Genomic DNA, 15,277 nt, shown 5'->3' on the forward strand with positions numbered 1-15,277 from the left:
TTGTCTATGAGCTAAAAATCAGACTAAAATTTGTTTTCAAAATAACTCGATATTAAAGATGTTATCAGCTACCAATTCTAAAGTAGAACGTATTCTTGCTGTTGATGATACTCCTGATAATCTTGTCCTGCTACAGACTATTTTAGAAATTGAGGGGTACAGCATTGACTTAGTGGCAGATGGTACAACTGCCTTAGAAAAAATTGAACAATCTCCACCCGACTTGATTCTACTAGATGTGATGATGCCGGGGTTAGATGGTTATGAAGTTACGCGTCGTGTTCGTAACCATCCAACTATGCCTTATATTCCTATCCTGTTATTAACAGCATTTCATGATGTCAGTGTAGTGGAAGGTTTGGATGCAGGAGCAGATGATTTTATCCGCAAGCCATTCGATCAAGATGAGTTGCTAGCAAGAGTGCGATCGCTTTTGCGGCTCAAGCAAAGTCTTGACGAACAAAAGAAATTATTTCGGCAGCAGGAAGACTTTGTTTCTCGTGTTACCCACGATTTACGCACTCCTCTAGTTGCTGCGGATCGAATGCTGAATTTGTTTCAACAGGAAACTTTCTGCAAAATTTCGCCAGAAATGAAACAGGCGATCGCGGCGATGATTCGTAGCAACCATAACTTGTTAGATATGGTAAACACCCTACTGGAAGTACATCGCTTTGAAGCAGGTAAAAAGAACTTACAATTTGATAGCTGCAATATGCGGGAGATTGTTGAAGAAGTAGTTCAAGAACTTAAACCGCTTGCGGATGAGAAGGATTTAATGTTGAAAGTAGATGCCAGCAGATTAAACCAGCAAGATGAGAATGCTGCTGTAGTCAGGGGTGGTGACTGCCTAGAATTGCGTAGGGTGATTGGCAATTTGGTTGGAAACGCAATCAAATTTACAGATACAGGGGGTATAGAACTGCGTATTTTTGAAACATCCCTTCCTTCGACTAATCAAACATGGGTGACAATAGAAGTTAAAGACACAGGATATGGAATTGCTCAAGAAGATTTAGCAACATTATTTGAGCGATTTCGCCAAGGCAAAAATAAGCGTGCAGGCAGTGGCTTAGGCTTGCATCTTTCCCAGCGGATTCTAGAATCTCACGGAGGAAAAATTAGCGTAATCTCTGAATTAGGAAAAGGCAGCGTTTTTACAGTATCTTTACCCAAGAAGTAACTAGATTATCTTTCAATGCGCACATCTGGTGCAAATGCATAAAGAGTAGCGCCACTCCTTGCAACCAAGTATTGAGTGGGAGATGACATATTAGCCGTTCTGTCATTGATATCTTGATCTAGAATAAACTTAAAATGATTGTCTGGAGCATCTTCTAGTCTTTTAATCCTGATTTCTCCTCCGAAATACTTACGCTTTTCTGGATCGGAAAGAGCATTAGCCTGTTGAGTGCTAATTTTGATAAAGGTTGATTTAACAATTACAATTCTCATGTTTTAGATAACTTTTTAACGCTTATGAGAATTATCATATTTAAATCGACTATGTAATTATTTTCAGGATTATTTAATGATTTCAGTGTGATCAAGATAAAAAGTTAAACAAGAAATTATGATTTGATAGAAACCAAAATTAGACTTTCAGATTCTATTTAATGTATCCTATTTGTAGTCATAATACTACTAGTGATAAAATTTGGGAGTAATATCAATATGTAATTTCACCGGACTTTTACCTAAAACCTAAGATAGAAGTTACTAGCCTATCAAATATGCTCAGTTCACCCGAAAAGTTTATTTACTACATTTTGAAATACTACATTGGACTGGTGACAGCAAAAAAACTTGCCCTTAATATCAAAAACAGTGAAAGGCAATTTTTCTGAAACAAAAAAATTTAATTTCACACTTCTAACAGCAACTCAAAAAATGATTGGCTTGTTGTTAGTTGTCTAACTTTTTCTTCGGGAAAGAACATATGACGACAACATCACTACCAACCCGTGGACAAATAGAAAGAACATTAGCACAGCGGATACAGGCTTTATACCGCGAACAGCTAGGACATCAGCCAAGTAAAGTTAGTTGTCAAGTAGCAGAGCAAAATTTAATAATCTTAATTGAAGATTCTATTACTCCACCAGAACAATTATTAGCTCAAACAGGACGACAAGAACTAGCCGAAAAAGTTCGCTCAGATTTAGACATGGCTATTCAACCTCAACTCAAAGAGCTAATCGAAGAAACGTTAAACATAGCTGTAGTTGAAATCCTTAGTGATGCTACCTTAGAGACTGGTCGTACTGGTATGATTGCTGTTCTAGCAGAAATACCTAATTTTCGCAGTCCTGCTGCCGTTAATAAGGGTAGAAGAAAAGCATCATAAAACTGAAAACCGAAATCAAATTCAAGTAACTTACAGTTGTATGATGTTGGATGAGTGGCTAACACAAATCATAAGCTGAGTACTGCTTGAGCTTTTCACCTAAGTAACTAAAAATCATAGCCTCTAAATCCTCAATCATATAGGGTTTGCTGATATAGTCGTCAAAGCCCGCTTTTAATATACGTTCTCTGTCTTCCTCACTGGCTAAAGCCGTGACTGCAACAACAGTAATATCGCAAGTTAGAGGCTCTTGTCTGAGATAACGCAAAACATCTATTCCGTTTAAACCAGGCAATAAAATGTCTAGAAGTATTAGATCTGGTTGATACTCCTTTGCCACCAGTACAGTTGCTGAACTGTCCGTCTGACAAATGAGTTTACAGCCTAGTGATTCAAGCGCATAACTCATCAGTAGCAAATTGTCATCATTATCTTCCACCACTAAAACTAAAGGCGGCTGTGAGTTTCGCTTATCTTCATCACCCATGACTGCGCCTGCCAATTTCATTCCTTCAGAAAATCTCATTCGCATTTTCGTCTCTCTTGAAAGAACAAACAAGGCATTCCCAGAGCGGTAACATAGCGCTCGTTCAAGACTGGCTCGTGATCAACTCTATCAAGTTGACTATACCTTGCTCACCCAATAAGCTTGGATAAAAGCACATCTCAAGCTGAATGAGTAAGAGCTATACCCTTTGATTATAAGCAAAATAAACAGGAAAACTAGCAAATAATTCATAAGTACTTGATATAGTTAATAATTTTTTAATACATAATCTTTGATGTCATTTACCTGCAATACTCCCATGTATGTAAAATTAAAAAATGTCAAGAAATATAATTACTTTTTATGTATCAAAACTCAAAATAAATAAGCATAAATACTCAAAATTTGTATTTATGCAAGGCGATCACGTAAACACAAAATTTGAGTGAAATTGCGCAATTTCACTTTATGGTAGTTCTGTTTTAAACGTAAGAATTCCTGAAGTCTGCTAATAAGCGGTTGTGCAAAATAAGGGTGAACTCTAAACTCCTCAATAAAAACAGGAGACTCTGCCTTAATTAATGCTTTCTCATCTGGAACTTGGGAAAGAGAAAAACAGGCGACAGGAAAACAATGCGTATAGTTAATTGTGACTGAGTACTTGTATCAGTCCAAATCATTGGTGAAAAATAAGATCCCCGACTTATAATAAAAAGTTGAGGATCTATGTCTAAAAATTTTGATCGATAAAATAAAATTGCTATAGCTAATGGTAAAAAATTACAGCAATTTAGCAATTAAAAATTAAATGAATGATGAACTTAGTAAATACTAAACGGTTGGTGAAATTGAAGATTTGATAGCTGCATTCAATAATTGTAGTTTGTCGCGAGCGAAGTGGCACTCTGGTATCTCACTCATGAAGCAGAACAACAAACAAGCGCTCGCATCCGCCAGAGTATTCAAAGGTATAATACGGCGATAGGTTCAAAACCACAAAAGATAGTGGTGATCACGACACTCTCACTTTGTTTTGGATTGAAATGGTGCATCGTTATCTAGCAGTTAACAATAGACAAGATTCGCTATTGCACCTGACTAACAAGCTCATCGATAGTTACAACAATCTGGCAAGTCAAATAGCCAGATAGTCTGTTATGCGAAAAAATTCCCCAAGGTTAAAGTCATATCCTGACTTTGTACTTCTGCTGTCTGTTGTAGATTGCGAGCAATTTTCTCAAAAGCAACAGCAGCCCCTGATTTACCTCCCGTTAATACTAAAGGTTCGCCGCGATTGGTGGAAACAATCACGCGCTCATCGTCGGGAATTGATCCCAATAGCGGAACTGCCAAAAGTTCTTGAACATCTTCTACCGACATCATATTAAAATCCCGTACCATTCCAGGTCTAATACGGTTAACTATTAATCGAATTGACTTGATGTCTTTTTTGTCTTCTAGCAACCTAATTACACGGGCTGCATCACGCACTGAGGAAATTTCTGGTGTAGTAATAACTATCGCTTCGGTGGCAGCAGCGATCGCATTGTTAAATCCCATGTCAATACCCGCTGGGCTATCCAGTAGTACAAATTGATACTTCTGTGCCAAATTGTTTAACAGTAACTTTAGCTGCTCTGGATCTACTGATTCTGTGGCGCGTTTATGTGCTACTGGCAGAAGTACTAAACCAGGTTGCCGTTTGTCTTTCACTAAAGCTTGTTCTAAACGGCATTCTCCAGCCAATACATCAAACAATGTGTAGACTATGCGTTTTTCTAGTCCTAGCAGCAAATCTAAATTTCTCAATTCAAAGTCAGCATCAACCAGTGCCACTTGATAGCCCATTTTAGCTAGAGCCATACCCAAATTGGCTGTCACTGTGGTTTTACCCACACCGCCTTTGCCCGATGTAATGACAATAATGCGAGTCATGATAGAAATTTACTCTATTGGGACAAGGGCTAGTACCCCTAAATATTATCTCTACCAGGAACTTAAGTACTAACCATCACAAAACTAATTAATTTTAACATTTCCCGCGTACATCACTTTTGCTAACTTAGATACAGTATTTCCTAAATTAATGACAAATTGAAAGCATACAGAGTTGACTGTTAATCATCGGCTGACGTCATTAACTTTAGTTATTTAAAATTTTGTTTTTTCTTTAAATTAAAATGTAGTGAAGTATGCATATCGATAATACCTATACAGCAAAGTATAAAACTTTAGTCTCAAAGCTATTTTTGTAGACGTCTAAAGGACATCTTCCTGTAATGTCTGCTCTGAACAATTTTGAATAGAAAGATAAAAATTTACAGTAATTTGACACGCATAGTACATTATACTACAATGTATTGCATAGTACCAGCTTATTGGCTCTCAATCGGATAGTAACTTTGCTATGGGTATCACGCTGTTCATGAGAATGTCTTTCCATGCATATTTATTGGTTGGCATTCATGAGGGCAGTGCGTTCCTGTCGCCTGGCATCGGAAAGCAACTGCCCGTCCCAGCGCCGCGATGCTCCACGGCGTGGGCATTCTGCCAACATTTAGGTAAAAGAAAAATTTGCTCTGTGATCACGCAATCACCTTGTAGATACCCGATAGAAACTACTGGGGCGATTTTCTACAGAGTAGAGTAGCAAAGAAGGCATTAAGAACCACTCAAAACCTGAAATGTTAATTTAGAAGTGGCTGTACTGCTAAACAAATGTTTAGTACTTACTCATAGAGTTTCTTGCAAGTGTATAAATGGATTACTCTGGCGACTTGCACTTAAGTAGATTATATTACATACAAACTTTACCAAAAGCGGGTAAATCTTCTCTAAAACACGACTTCATTACCGCTAAATTCATAAAAATATGGAATTTGAATATTTTAGAAATAATGAAAGCTCTCCTATAAATAATAATCGTCAAAGCCTACTTGCTAGTGGTTGGCGGCCTTTTCACCGAGAATTCAATTGGGAGTTTTTAGGACAACTGGCGTTTAAAGACACGCAAGAACTAACGCAAAAAACTTTAAATCTGGTAAGTAATATAGCGGAAACTTTAGGACGCAATCATTATACCTGGTGGGCAAATTTATTAAATATTGCTTCCGATAATACGCGTTACGAATTTGAGAAATTCTGGAATTATATTACGCCAGATCCACTAGCACCAGATTACCGTTATCAGGATATTCTGAGTACAGAAACTCCTATTGTGCAATTTGTAAGTCGTAATAGTATTCCGATTGATTATGTCCTGAATCGACTGCAAGAAATAACTGTAATGCGGGTTTTACAGTTGCTAGAACGTCCTGATATTATCACTCAATATTACTTAGAAAGAGACTTGTATTTTCCTGTCGAAAAATTTGTGAGTTGGGAACGTTTAGATGTTATAAATACAGTTTATAGTTATTGGTCTCAAGAGGATGTTTGGCTACAAATTGATTCCTACGAAAGAGGGCGACGACAGTATACTTTGATGTCAAAAGATTTATCACCATTAATTAACAAAGCAACTTATGATTTAGCAATTATGCTCAGTGGATATCAAAGCCGCGTCGGCAAGGTTTACAATCAATTTTCCATTCGCAGTTTTCCCGAAGATATTCAAAGCTTTAGTGATGCAGTACAGCAAGTAATTCTCAATCAAAATCAATTAGCAGTTTTAGTACATGGCGAACCAGGAACAGGTAAAACAGCATGGACGCAAGCAGTTGCAAAAGAAATTCTTGTACCACTTGGATACGTAATTTTTATTTTAGATCATGATGCGATCGCTAATTTTGTACCACCCACATATTTAGAGCGAATTTGCATTATTATTAATGAGGCTGATAATTTAGCCCAAAATCGTGCTAGCGAAGTTGCTCAATACAGTACTAAAACCGAACATATCTTAAGTTTACTGGATGGTACTTTGTACCAAAGCGTAATTGATGACTCTGGTATTCAAATGCGGCAAAGATTAGTGGTATTAATGACTTGTAACACTACAGAAAGATTAGATCCAGCTATGTTACGTAAAGGTAGAGTTGATTTGATGTATGAGTTTACCCATAAATTTGTTTGAGTAATAAAACTACAGACTTGAGAAATGCAAAAGAAAAAATCCTGTGGTGTAATTGTGATGCGATCGCAGCCACAGATGAGTTTTTTGCTGCTGTTAAAACCTAACTCCTACGATTTGCCAAAAGGTAACATCGAACCAGGAGAGGATGAAATTAGTTGTGCGTTACGTGAGTTATTTGAAGAATCTGGAATTACAATTAATGATATCGAGTTAGATGAAAAGTTTCGGTTTACTGTAACTTACAGACTTCGTCACAAGCGATTGAAAGGGAAGAAAAAAGAAAAAACTATTGTGATATTTTTGGCTTGGCTTAAGAACGAAGTAGTTGTAAAAACTAGTGAACACGGTGGCTACATATGGATGGTTTGGGATCCCCCACACATAATTCAACAAAAAACCATCGATCCACTACTAACGGAATTAGAAAACTACCTGTATGGATAGTAAAGTTTTCAGGAAAATACCCCAAAACAATTGTAGTTAATTACTCAATAATTAAATTGAACCGATTCAATTATCGTGAAAATACAATAGCTAATTTTAGCAGCACTTAGACTTCCTAATCATGCTATTTCCTATCATATTTAGTCAGGAGCTAGCAGCAATACATCCCCAGTCAATTATCTTAGAAAGTAACGATTCTACCTTTGAGATTGAAAGATATGCACAAGCAAATCTATGTAAGATTGAATATGACTACTCAAAGCATAACTAGATTATCTCCGGTTGGAATGGCATGAAAAATAAAATTTCTAATATTATTTATTTCTATAATATACAGCCAATAATGTTACAGTTCCACAAGTAATAAAACTAAGTAAATTTCCATACATTAAAATCAAATCATTTTGGTAATAACCATAAAGAACTCCATCTATTTGAATCAGATTAAAACCAGAAAAAGTAATTAAAGAAACATTTTTGGCACTTCTAGTTTTAAGAATTCTCATGGCTTGTGGCACAAATAAACTAGCGTTAATAACAAAGCCTAAGCCAAAGAAAAAAGTAACTATTTCTTTCATGTTGAAAGTAAGTTATATACCAGAAATCAAGTATAAAGATTGTCACGATTATTACTAATAGTTAATGCTTCCACTGCTAAAGCACATACTTTTTACAGGATGTGATTATGACACACCCACAATTTATTGATGCTGTTTTAGTGAGAACGTCAATGATAAGAAGTGAGTGTAGAGAAAGTAGTGTTATAATACTTCATGACTTGCTTAAAAAATTCCAAATAATATAGCCCACATTAGCGGGCTATATCTACATACAGATGAAAAGCTAAATTTGATATTAAAGGTCGCCGCCGCGAAAAGCCAGTACAAAAATCACCGCAGGACCGGCTAACATAATCAAGGCTACAAACAGCAGCTGGAAAATAACTTCCCAATTAATGCTTGTTAAAGCTTCAAACATTATTCCCTCCCAGTTGACTTAAAACTATTTGTCACTCAATTGTCAAACCCGGAATTTATCATATCCGGCGATTGCCTATCAAATTTAATTTACTTAACAAAATGATAACAAACAATATACAAAACTAAAATAGGGATTGCGCACTAGCTGATCACCAGCAAATAAAAATTAAGGTTTAAACAATGGCTACTTGGCAATGTGTAAAGCAATGCGGAGCTTGCTGTCACCTCGATCCAGCATACCGCCCAGACTTAGATGAGTACTTATCGCCACAAGAAATGGAACTCTACCTGAGCATGGTAGGTGAAGGAGGATGGTGCGTAAATTTTAATCGCACCACACGTGAATGCCGAATCTACACAAATCGCCCGCGTTTCTGCCGTGTAGAAACGGAAGTGTTTGAGGATATGTACGGCATTTACCCGGAAGAATTGAATGATTTTGCAATTGAGTGCTGTCAACAGCAAATCGAAGGCGTTTATGGCGATCGCAGTTTAGAAATGCTGCGCTTCAATCAAGCCGTTGGTTACATATATAAAGAGTGATGACATAGACACAGGGCAGTTACTTACCTTACAGCAAGCCAGACAAAGCCAGTTGTCACTACAAGTCTACTGAAGGTTGCAGCTTATCTTTGGCAACTAATGCCAAGATTTAGTGATCAAGAATACTTATTAAACTACAAGTATTTTGACTTTATAAGCGCGCTATTCCCTTAATAGTCGTTATCAGCCACACACATCCCTTTGCATTTAATACCATTTGTCGCGGTGCGCTGACAATGAGAACATAAAACTTTTTCTGTTTCTTGATTTATCTTTATACTAGTGTTTGTTCTAAGAAAGTCTTTTTCAGTTTGGTGTTCTACAGTCATAAGAATAGAGAAGTTTTTGGCTGTTTACATTTTACCGAAGAAGAATTTAGAATTCAGAAGCTGGATTCAGATTGAGTATTCTGTGTGACTACACAGAAAATAGTGTTTTAAAGTCCTAGATTTTAATCGTGAATAGCAATATAATTTTCTTTGTTAAAACTTGATTATAACTCCTGAATACTAACTTATGACCTTTTTACTAATTCTCAAAATTAATGATTATTGCTAATGCAAACTCTAAATAATTCTATCACACACCTGACTTCTTGAGTCTCTTATTTAAGATTAAGTTATATCTTGTACCTATTTTTCGACTGCCAAGAAATAAATTTCTTGGCTAAGAGCGAAAGTAAGCTAAAGCTTACTAGACATATTTTTTAGTCTGTTGAAACGGACTTTGGCTATAAGAGTTGTAATTTAGTACAAGAGTATTCAAGGTGATGTGCAATATATGTGTTAAGTAAAATTAATTGTACTTTTTTATGAAATTTAGAAAAACTAAATAACAAGAATAATGGTTACAAACTCTAATAGCAATTCACAACTTCCCTCGGATATATCAACTTTAAATAATCGTACAGCAAAGCCAAGCTCTGAATTTTACTCTGTTTTCTCTGAAGAAGAACTTTTAGGAATAATTCATGCATTAGAAGTGAGACGAGAGATACCTCTCAAATATTCTTATAAAGGTAGGGGTGCCAAAATTTGGGATAATTTTTATCTTAAATATGCTATTCCTAAATGGTATCGGACATCAAATGTAGAAATTGACCTTTTAAAGCAGAATTTTACATTTATTATCAACAAGTTCCACAAATACCAAAAAATTAATGTTATTGATGTAGGTGCAGGAAATTCATATCCTGTTAAACAATTTATCTGTAGGCTTACTAAATTGGGTTTAATCAATAAATATCTTGCCTTAGATATTAGCGAAGATTTACTTAATATATCCAATCTTAATTTTAAGAAGTGGTTTCCCAAAATTGAATTTCTCAGTGCTTTAATTGATATAGAAAATAATTGTATACCTCAAAGTCTGTTGGAGAAGTTGGAGAATCAGACTCAAGTTAAAACTGAAGACACAGCAACAATAATTTTGCACTTGGGTGTAACAATGGGAAACCATCAAAATAGAATTAAAGTACTCACAAATTTTAGAAATAGTATGCAAAAGAATGATTTTCTAGTCTTCACTAACGAAATTGGTTCTAATTCTCAATGGGATGGCAGTGCTAGAGGTGGCTGCAAATATCATGCAGAACAAGTATATGGATGGATTAAAAATACACTTGGGATTAAATCTGAAGATTGTCAACTTATAAGAAAATATGATTCACAAACAGATAGCCTAGTTGCTAATATGCAAATTCTGAGTAACTACACTATAAATTTTAACTTTATGGCAATTAATAAAAATCTTGAAATCTCCGCAGGTGAAGAAATAACGATTTGGAGACATCATAAATATGAAATACCTGAACTTCTGCAAGAAATAGAAAAAGCTGGGTTAGAGCTTGTTCACTACAGTACTAACAAATACTTATCACATGCTATGGTATTTTGCCAAATTACTAGTAAGTAGTAATTAGCCCCGTGTCAGAAGTAGAACATTGCTCAAAATTACATTCGGCTCTTGGCAGATATTAGCAGATTTGCTGTGAGTATGCCTTTTGATATACTAATATATGAATATATTTTGCTGCTTTCATCTCAGCAATTAGATAGTTGTTGAAAAGTGGTCTCAATATTTTAATATTATTATGGATATAGAATTTCAGTAAAATCTCAGTCTAACTCTCAATCAAATACCTAGTAATTTAAGTTGCAATTAAAAATTATGGAAAATACGTTAGTTGACAAAACTTTCCGTGACAGTAATGGCAATATTGTTTTAGCTCAGAAGCCAAATCTCCCGCTTATTGTTTGGATACTAACCAGTTTACTTGCTCTAATTTTTACAACTGGTAAAGTTAATACAGCGTTAGACGTTTTGGCGAATGGCTCTTTGTTTACTTGGGCTTGGCTGGAATTATTTCAAGGTATTAATTATTTTCGCAGAGCTTTAGGTCTATTGGTATTGATTGGTATTATTGCATTTAAACTTAGTAGTTCTAACGGATTAAATAATTAACCAAAAATATCTATCTTCAGCAATAATCTATATTATCGTTTGACTATTTAGATAGAGAGTTGTACCTTCCCATAAATACTCTTTAATATCTACATAATATTTATTTGGATTACGAGATAAATCTATCTTACATAAAACTTTAATCCCTTCCAATTCTAATTTGTTTTTCTGTTCAGGAATATATGTTAATAAATTACCTTGAGAGTCTAATATTCTATGAGTTGGATAATTAGGAACAGAAGTTTTTTTAATGTACATCGGAATAGCTCGCATATAGCTATTGCCTACTCCTATCCCTTTAATAATCTCTTTATAGGTCACAACTTTTCCATTAGAAACTTTGATTATAAAATCTAGAAAGCGTCCATAGGGATTTTCAGATAATACTGGAAATTGATTAGTTTGAATTTGAAATTTGCTGCCAGTTTGTATTTTACCTGATGCGATGACTACACCCAAAATTCCTCTTTTATATTGAATACTTTTTAATGATTCTACTAAATAAGCTATGCGTTTACACGGCTCGCAGTAAAAAGTTAAGCGAATTGCAGCACCGCTTTCAAAAGTTATCAAAGAGCCAGGTACGAACTTCTCAGGTTGTATACCTGTAATCACAATATTTTCTCGCAATTCACCTGGTTCAATTGAAAATTCTAAAATATCTTCATGTCTGATAATTAAAACTTGCCTGGGACTGATAGGATTAGCATTAATATCTCCTTGTATACCATGACCTACTTGCAAATTTAAATGTGTAAGCTCTACCATTGCATCACCTTGTTTTAGCTTGGTAAAAAGATGCAGTACAGAGCCATATTTATCAGACATAACATTTAATCATTTATCGTATATAAGGATTATTAACTAGGAAGTTACCGCATCAAGAGAACAACTGCGTTTTCAATAACAAACCGCCAGAGCACACTACCTCTGGCGGTTTCATTATATTATTTAGACTTTGCTCCGATCACACCCTGACGCAAATACTACTACTGCCTAAAAGCTAGTTATAGTATGCCTTTTCTGCTTCTAACTGATGAAGTAAGTTTTCATCTCCTTTAACTCTGGCAACTCGTAAACGATGCTCTAAGCTCTTTAGGATGTTAGCACGATGGATATCAACCGCTGTTTGCAAGCGTTGTTGTGTATTCCTTTTCATGACTGTTTCTAACACCAATACTCTACTTTATGAATCAATCCCCAATTCTGATGCTGCCCGATGCAACATTACTTGTTGACGATTTTGCAGCTTCTGGCGGCTTTGACTCATTAACAAACGGGCTTGTGTGCAGATTAACCCAGATTTGTGATTGGATTGCATTTCAAGATAATTTGATTTCATGTCGCCTCTTTCTTTATTTATGTACTGTTGAATGAGGCGCGTTCCTTCAGGTCAACTTTCCTTACTTCCGTCTCTCAACACGAGAGATGAACGATTTATCCTTTACTCATAATATATTACTGTTGTGACAATTTTTGCTTCTGTCCTGAGAGGGAAAACCGTAATCTTCTTGTAAGGATTTACCCCAACTAGTAGAGTTTCACAGGAAATGGAAGCAACGATAGGTAATTTTATTTCACAAGTGGATGCGTGTAAGTCAAAATCGAGAGCCATCGCTCGGATTAGATCACAACAAACAAGAATTAATCATTCCAGGGTTGCAATTTGTAACAAAAATCTGAGAAAATGAAAAGAATATGAAAAACCTCTAGATCAAAACTACTGCCTGTGAAACTTGATTCTGTACCTGTGACCATAGCCAGTGTATCTCAGCCTCCTACTCAGCTAGAACTAAAAAGCATTTCACCATCACCTACAACTGTCGATTGTCCCCAAAAGCAATCAGTTGTAGCTATTTTTACCACTACCTTCGTTACTATTTTTCTAGCAGAAATTGGTGATAAAACCCAGCTATCGACTCTATTGATGAGTGCAGAATCTAATTCACCTTGGGTAGTATTTGTCGGCTCGGCAGCAGCATTAATCACTACTAGCCTCCTGGGTGTAATTTTAGGTAGTTGGATCGCTAGCCGCCTCTCTCCAAAGACTATCAACAAGGCTGCTGGAGTGATGTTACTGCTGATTTCCCTGATGCTGTTTTGGGATGTAGTCATTAACTAAGGCTAAAGAATAATCTTATGGACTGGCACCTTTTAGGATTGAGTTTTATTACAGTTTTTTTATCAGAGCTAGGCGACAAAAGTCAGTTAGCCGCGATCGCGCTTTCAGGGCGTTGTCAATCTCCGCGAGCCGTGTTCTTTGGTACAGCCGCTGCATTACTTTTGACTAGTTTCTTAGGAGCCGTCTCTGGGGGAGTTGTAGCAGAATTATTACCTACGCGCTTATTGAAAGCGATCGCTGCTGTCGGATTTGCTATTCTCGCTTTGCGTCTGCTGTTTTTTGACAATGAGGTATCTGAATAATTAGTTGTAGAGACGCACTACAGCACGTCTCTACAAATTCTTGTCTACTGCTGCCGCCAATACCAACCCAACAGCGTAACGCCGGCTACTAGCTTGATTATTTCCAATAGCCAGTAACCGCCGTGCAACATATTCATATTTGTGGGGATTTCTGCAACTGCCTGAAATAAATTTAATTGCAGTCCAATAGCAGACATTTGCGGAGTTAACAAATATGTATCAACAAGCGTTATCAACAGCAGTAACACTGATAAAATCAGGCTACCAATACGCCAGCTAAATTTATCTTTGCCCAGAGCTAAAACACCTGTTAAGACTAAGCCAGCAGCCAGTAATTCAATTCGATTAAAATTCCAAAAAATCACATAGCCTGCTGTCGCAAAACTCGCTTGTGTCATCATGCCAGAAATATAAAGACTAGGCATAATTACCCAATCTAATATTAGGCTAGCACTCAGCCAAAAGCCCAAACTCAACATGACAATAGATTGCCAGATCGGACGCTTGAATCCGAAGCTAGAAACAGTATTCATAAGTAATGAATAATTGCTGGGGTTATATTCTTAGTTTCGTACTTCACAAATCAATTTGACAACAAATTTCAATTATCTTTATACATTGCTAGTTGACAATGTATAAACTAAATTCAACAGGCAATTATACACGCTGTGATTTATATTGCCATATGCATATTAAAAATATTTGCAAAGATATAAACAATAGCAATAAAAATAAGTAATTGTTACGCAATCGAATCATTACAATTAAATCATAAACATCAACTTAGAGTAGGCTTCTAGTCTGCCTTAGCTCCAAAAGGTATAAAGCCATGCGCTTTGGAGTTTTATTTAGTACAGCATTAACTGGGGCGATCGCAATTGAAGGTTACATTACCCTAAGCAGCCCAGCAATTCAATTGCAAAATGGCACAGTATACTTTGCCCAGCCTCCACGCCTTATAGAAGCAGCGACTACATACCAAGATACGTATGTATGGGGTGCAACGTACTATTTCACGATCAGCTTGCCTGAGAATGCCGGAGAACCCTTACAAAAAATAACGATTAATCAACGCGAAGGAGTTGACTATATTCGCTTTGATCGAGAAGATACTTATGCTTTTGAAGGAACGCGTCGTAAAAAAGGTCAAAAGCTGAAACTAAAAGATGTGACAAGGGATCGCAAATCCCGAACCCTATCACTGACATTCGATCCGCCTATATCGCCAGGTAAAAATATTACAATTGCTCTTAAACCCGTGCAAAATCCTATGGTTGGTGGTGTTTATTTATTTGGAGTTACTGCCTACCCAGCGGGCGAAAAATCTTACGGTCAATTTCTTGGTTTTGGACGATTACAATTTTACAGCCCCAGCATCGATTCATTGAGATGGCATCCTTAGCGGTAATTTTTCATTTAACTGATTCGCCGTAAGTCCCGCGCTGTAATCTTTGATTCAGCGCCGGGATATAAGGCGGGCGGTAACGATTGTATCTTTTCCTTGTCTTTGCAAA

At 36.3% G+C, this 15,277-nt stretch carries 19 protein-coding genes and 1 riboswitch; of the genes, 10 read left to right on the forward strand and 9 right to left on the reverse strand.

The window, feature by feature from the left end; translation table 11 throughout:
- Positions 1-58: 58 nt before the first annotated feature.
- Positions 59-1,183 carry a hybrid sensor histidine kinase/response regulator gene (locus U2718_RS19445; RefSeq protein WP_341996253.1) on the forward strand — a complete coding sequence of 375 codons (1,125 nt, stop codon included), beginning with the start codon at positions 59-61 and terminating at the stop codon, positions 1,181-1,183.
- Between the two features lie 5 nt (positions 1,184-1,188).
- On the opposite strand, the gene U2718_RS19450 is transcribed toward U2718_RS19445, so the two are convergent.
- Entirely contained in the window at positions 1,189-1,455 is a 267-nt protein-coding gene (locus U2718_RS19450) for a hypothetical protein (protein WP_341996256.1), read from the reverse strand.
- A gap of 484 nt (positions 1,456-1,939) precedes the next feature.
- Here U2718_RS19450 and U2718_RS19455 point away from each other — a divergent pair, with 484 nt between their 5' ends.
- A complete protein-coding gene (locus U2718_RS19455; protein WP_341996258.1) occupies positions 1,940-2,347 on the forward strand; it encodes a DUF2294 domain-containing protein in 408 nt (135 codons plus the stop codon).
- A 58-nt stretch (positions 2,348-2,405) separates the two neighbouring features.
- Here the strand turns inward: U2718_RS19455 and U2718_RS19460 are convergent, their stop codons facing one another.
- Both U2718_RS19460 and minD read right to left on the reverse strand, forming a co-directional pair.
- On the reverse strand, positions 2,406-2,879 hold the full coding sequence (locus U2718_RS19460) for a response regulator (protein WP_341996260.1): 474 nt from the start codon (positions 2,877-2,879) through the stop codon (positions 2,406-2,408).
- Between the two features lie 1,110 nt (positions 2,880-3,989).
- Positions 3,990-4,769: a septum site-determining protein MinD gene (minD, locus tag U2718_RS19465; protein ID WP_341996261.1), complete on the reverse strand. Its 780-nt coding sequence runs from the start codon at positions 4,767-4,769 to the stop codon at positions 3,990-3,992.
- A gap of 937 nt (positions 4,770-5,706) precedes the next feature.
- Here minD and U2718_RS19470 point away from each other — a divergent pair.
- Both U2718_RS19470 and U2718_RS19475 read left to right on the forward strand, forming a co-directional pair.
- Entirely contained in the window at positions 5,707-6,909 is a 1,203-nt protein-coding gene (locus U2718_RS19470) for an AAA family ATPase (protein WP_341996263.1), read from the forward strand.
- A gap of 24 nt (positions 6,910-6,933) precedes the next feature.
- Positions 6,934-7,353 carry a bis(5'-nucleosyl)-tetraphosphatase gene (locus tag U2718_RS19475; protein WP_341996266.1) on the forward strand — a complete coding sequence of 140 codons (420 nt, stop codon included), beginning with the start codon at positions 6,934-6,936 and terminating at the stop codon, positions 7,351-7,353.
- 314 nt (positions 7,354-7,667) lie between these two features.
- Here the strand turns inward: U2718_RS19475 and U2718_RS19480 are convergent, their stop codons facing one another.
- Positions 7,668-7,931, reverse strand: a complete 264-nt coding sequence (locus tag U2718_RS19480; protein WP_341996268.1) for a hypothetical protein — start codon at positions 7,929-7,931, stop codon at positions 7,668-7,670.
- 277 nt (positions 7,932-8,208) lie between these two features.
- Positions 8,209-8,331 (reverse strand): photosystem II reaction center protein Ycf12/Psb30, encoded by a 123-nt coding sequence (gene psb30, locus U2718_RS19485; protein ID WP_016873729.1) that lies wholly within the window; start codon positions 8,329-8,331, stop codon positions 8,209-8,211.
- Between the two features lie 182 nt (positions 8,332-8,513).
- Here psb30 and U2718_RS19490 point away from each other — a divergent pair, with 182 nt between their 5' ends.
- From U2718_RS19490 to U2718_RS19500, 3 genes are all read left to right on the forward strand, one after another.
- On the forward strand, positions 8,514-8,876 hold the full coding sequence (locus U2718_RS19490) for a YkgJ family cysteine cluster protein (protein ID WP_341996271.1): 363 nt from the start codon (positions 8,514-8,516) through the stop codon (positions 8,874-8,876).
- Positions 8,877-9,719: 843 nt separating this feature from the next.
- Positions 9,720-10,790: an L-histidine N(alpha)-methyltransferase gene (locus U2718_RS19495; protein WP_341996273.1), complete on the forward strand. Its 1,071-nt coding sequence runs from the start codon at positions 9,720-9,722 to the stop codon at positions 10,788-10,790.
- Positions 10,791-11,045: 255 nt separating this feature from the next.
- Positions 11,046-11,339 carry a hypothetical protein gene (locus U2718_RS19500; RefSeq protein WP_341996276.1) on the forward strand — a complete coding sequence of 98 codons (294 nt, stop codon included), beginning with the start codon at positions 11,046-11,048 and terminating at the stop codon, positions 11,337-11,339.
- A 27-nt stretch (positions 11,340-11,366) separates the two neighbouring features.
- On the opposite strand, the gene U2718_RS19505 is transcribed toward U2718_RS19500, so the two are convergent.
- The 3 genes from U2718_RS19505 to U2718_RS19515 all read right to left on the reverse strand — a co-directional run bounded on the left by U2718_RS19505 (position 11,367) and on the right by U2718_RS19515 (position 12,681).
- Positions 11,367-12,167, reverse strand: coding sequence for an MGMT family protein (locus U2718_RS19505; RefSeq protein WP_341996278.1), 801 nt, complete (start codon positions 12,165-12,167; stop codon positions 11,367-11,369).
- A 175-nt stretch (positions 12,168-12,342) separates the two neighbouring features.
- A complete protein-coding gene (locus U2718_RS19510; RefSeq protein ID WP_341996279.1) occupies positions 12,343-12,498 on the reverse strand; it encodes a hypothetical protein in 156 nt (51 codons plus the stop codon).
- A 27-nt stretch (positions 12,499-12,525) separates the two neighbouring features.
- Positions 12,526-12,681 (reverse strand): hypothetical protein, encoded by a 156-nt coding sequence (locus tag U2718_RS19515; protein WP_341996281.1) that lies wholly within the window; start codon positions 12,679-12,681, stop codon positions 12,526-12,528.
- A 35-nt stretch (positions 12,682-12,716) separates the two neighbouring features.
- Positions 12,717-12,776: riboswitch (Glutamine riboswitch) on the reverse strand.
- Between the two features lie 292 nt (positions 12,777-13,068).
- On the opposite strand from U2718_RS19515, the gene U2718_RS19520 reads away from it, so the two are divergent.
- On the forward strand, positions 13,069-13,461 hold the full coding sequence (locus U2718_RS19520) for a TMEM165/GDT1 family protein (protein ID WP_341996282.1): 393 nt from the start codon (positions 13,069-13,071) through the stop codon (positions 13,459-13,461).
- Positions 13,462-13,478: 17 nt separating this feature from the next.
- Positions 13,479-13,763, forward strand: a complete 285-nt coding sequence (locus U2718_RS19525) for a TMEM165/GDT1 family protein (protein WP_341996285.1) — start codon at positions 13,479-13,481, stop codon at positions 13,761-13,763.
- 44 nt (positions 13,764-13,807) lie between these two features.
- Here U2718_RS19525 and U2718_RS19530 read toward each other — a convergent pair whose 3' ends face one another.
- Positions 13,808-14,296 carry a hypothetical protein gene (locus tag U2718_RS19530; protein ID WP_341996287.1) on the reverse strand — a complete coding sequence of 163 codons (489 nt, stop codon included), beginning with the start codon at positions 14,294-14,296 and terminating at the stop codon, positions 13,808-13,810.
- Positions 14,297-14,592: 296 nt separating this feature from the next.
- Here U2718_RS19530 and U2718_RS19535 point away from each other — a divergent pair, with 296 nt between their 5' ends.
- Positions 14,593-15,165 (forward strand): DUF2808 domain-containing protein, encoded by a 573-nt coding sequence (locus U2718_RS19535; protein ID WP_341996289.1) that lies wholly within the window; start codon positions 14,593-14,595, stop codon positions 15,163-15,165.
- Positions 15,166-15,277: the final 112 nt, after the last annotated feature.

Source organism: Chlorogloeopsis sp. ULAP02 (genome assembly GCF_038404745.2).
Taxonomy (GTDB): Bacteria; Cyanobacteriota; Cyanobacteriia; order Cyanobacteriales; family Nostocaceae; genus Chlorogloeopsis.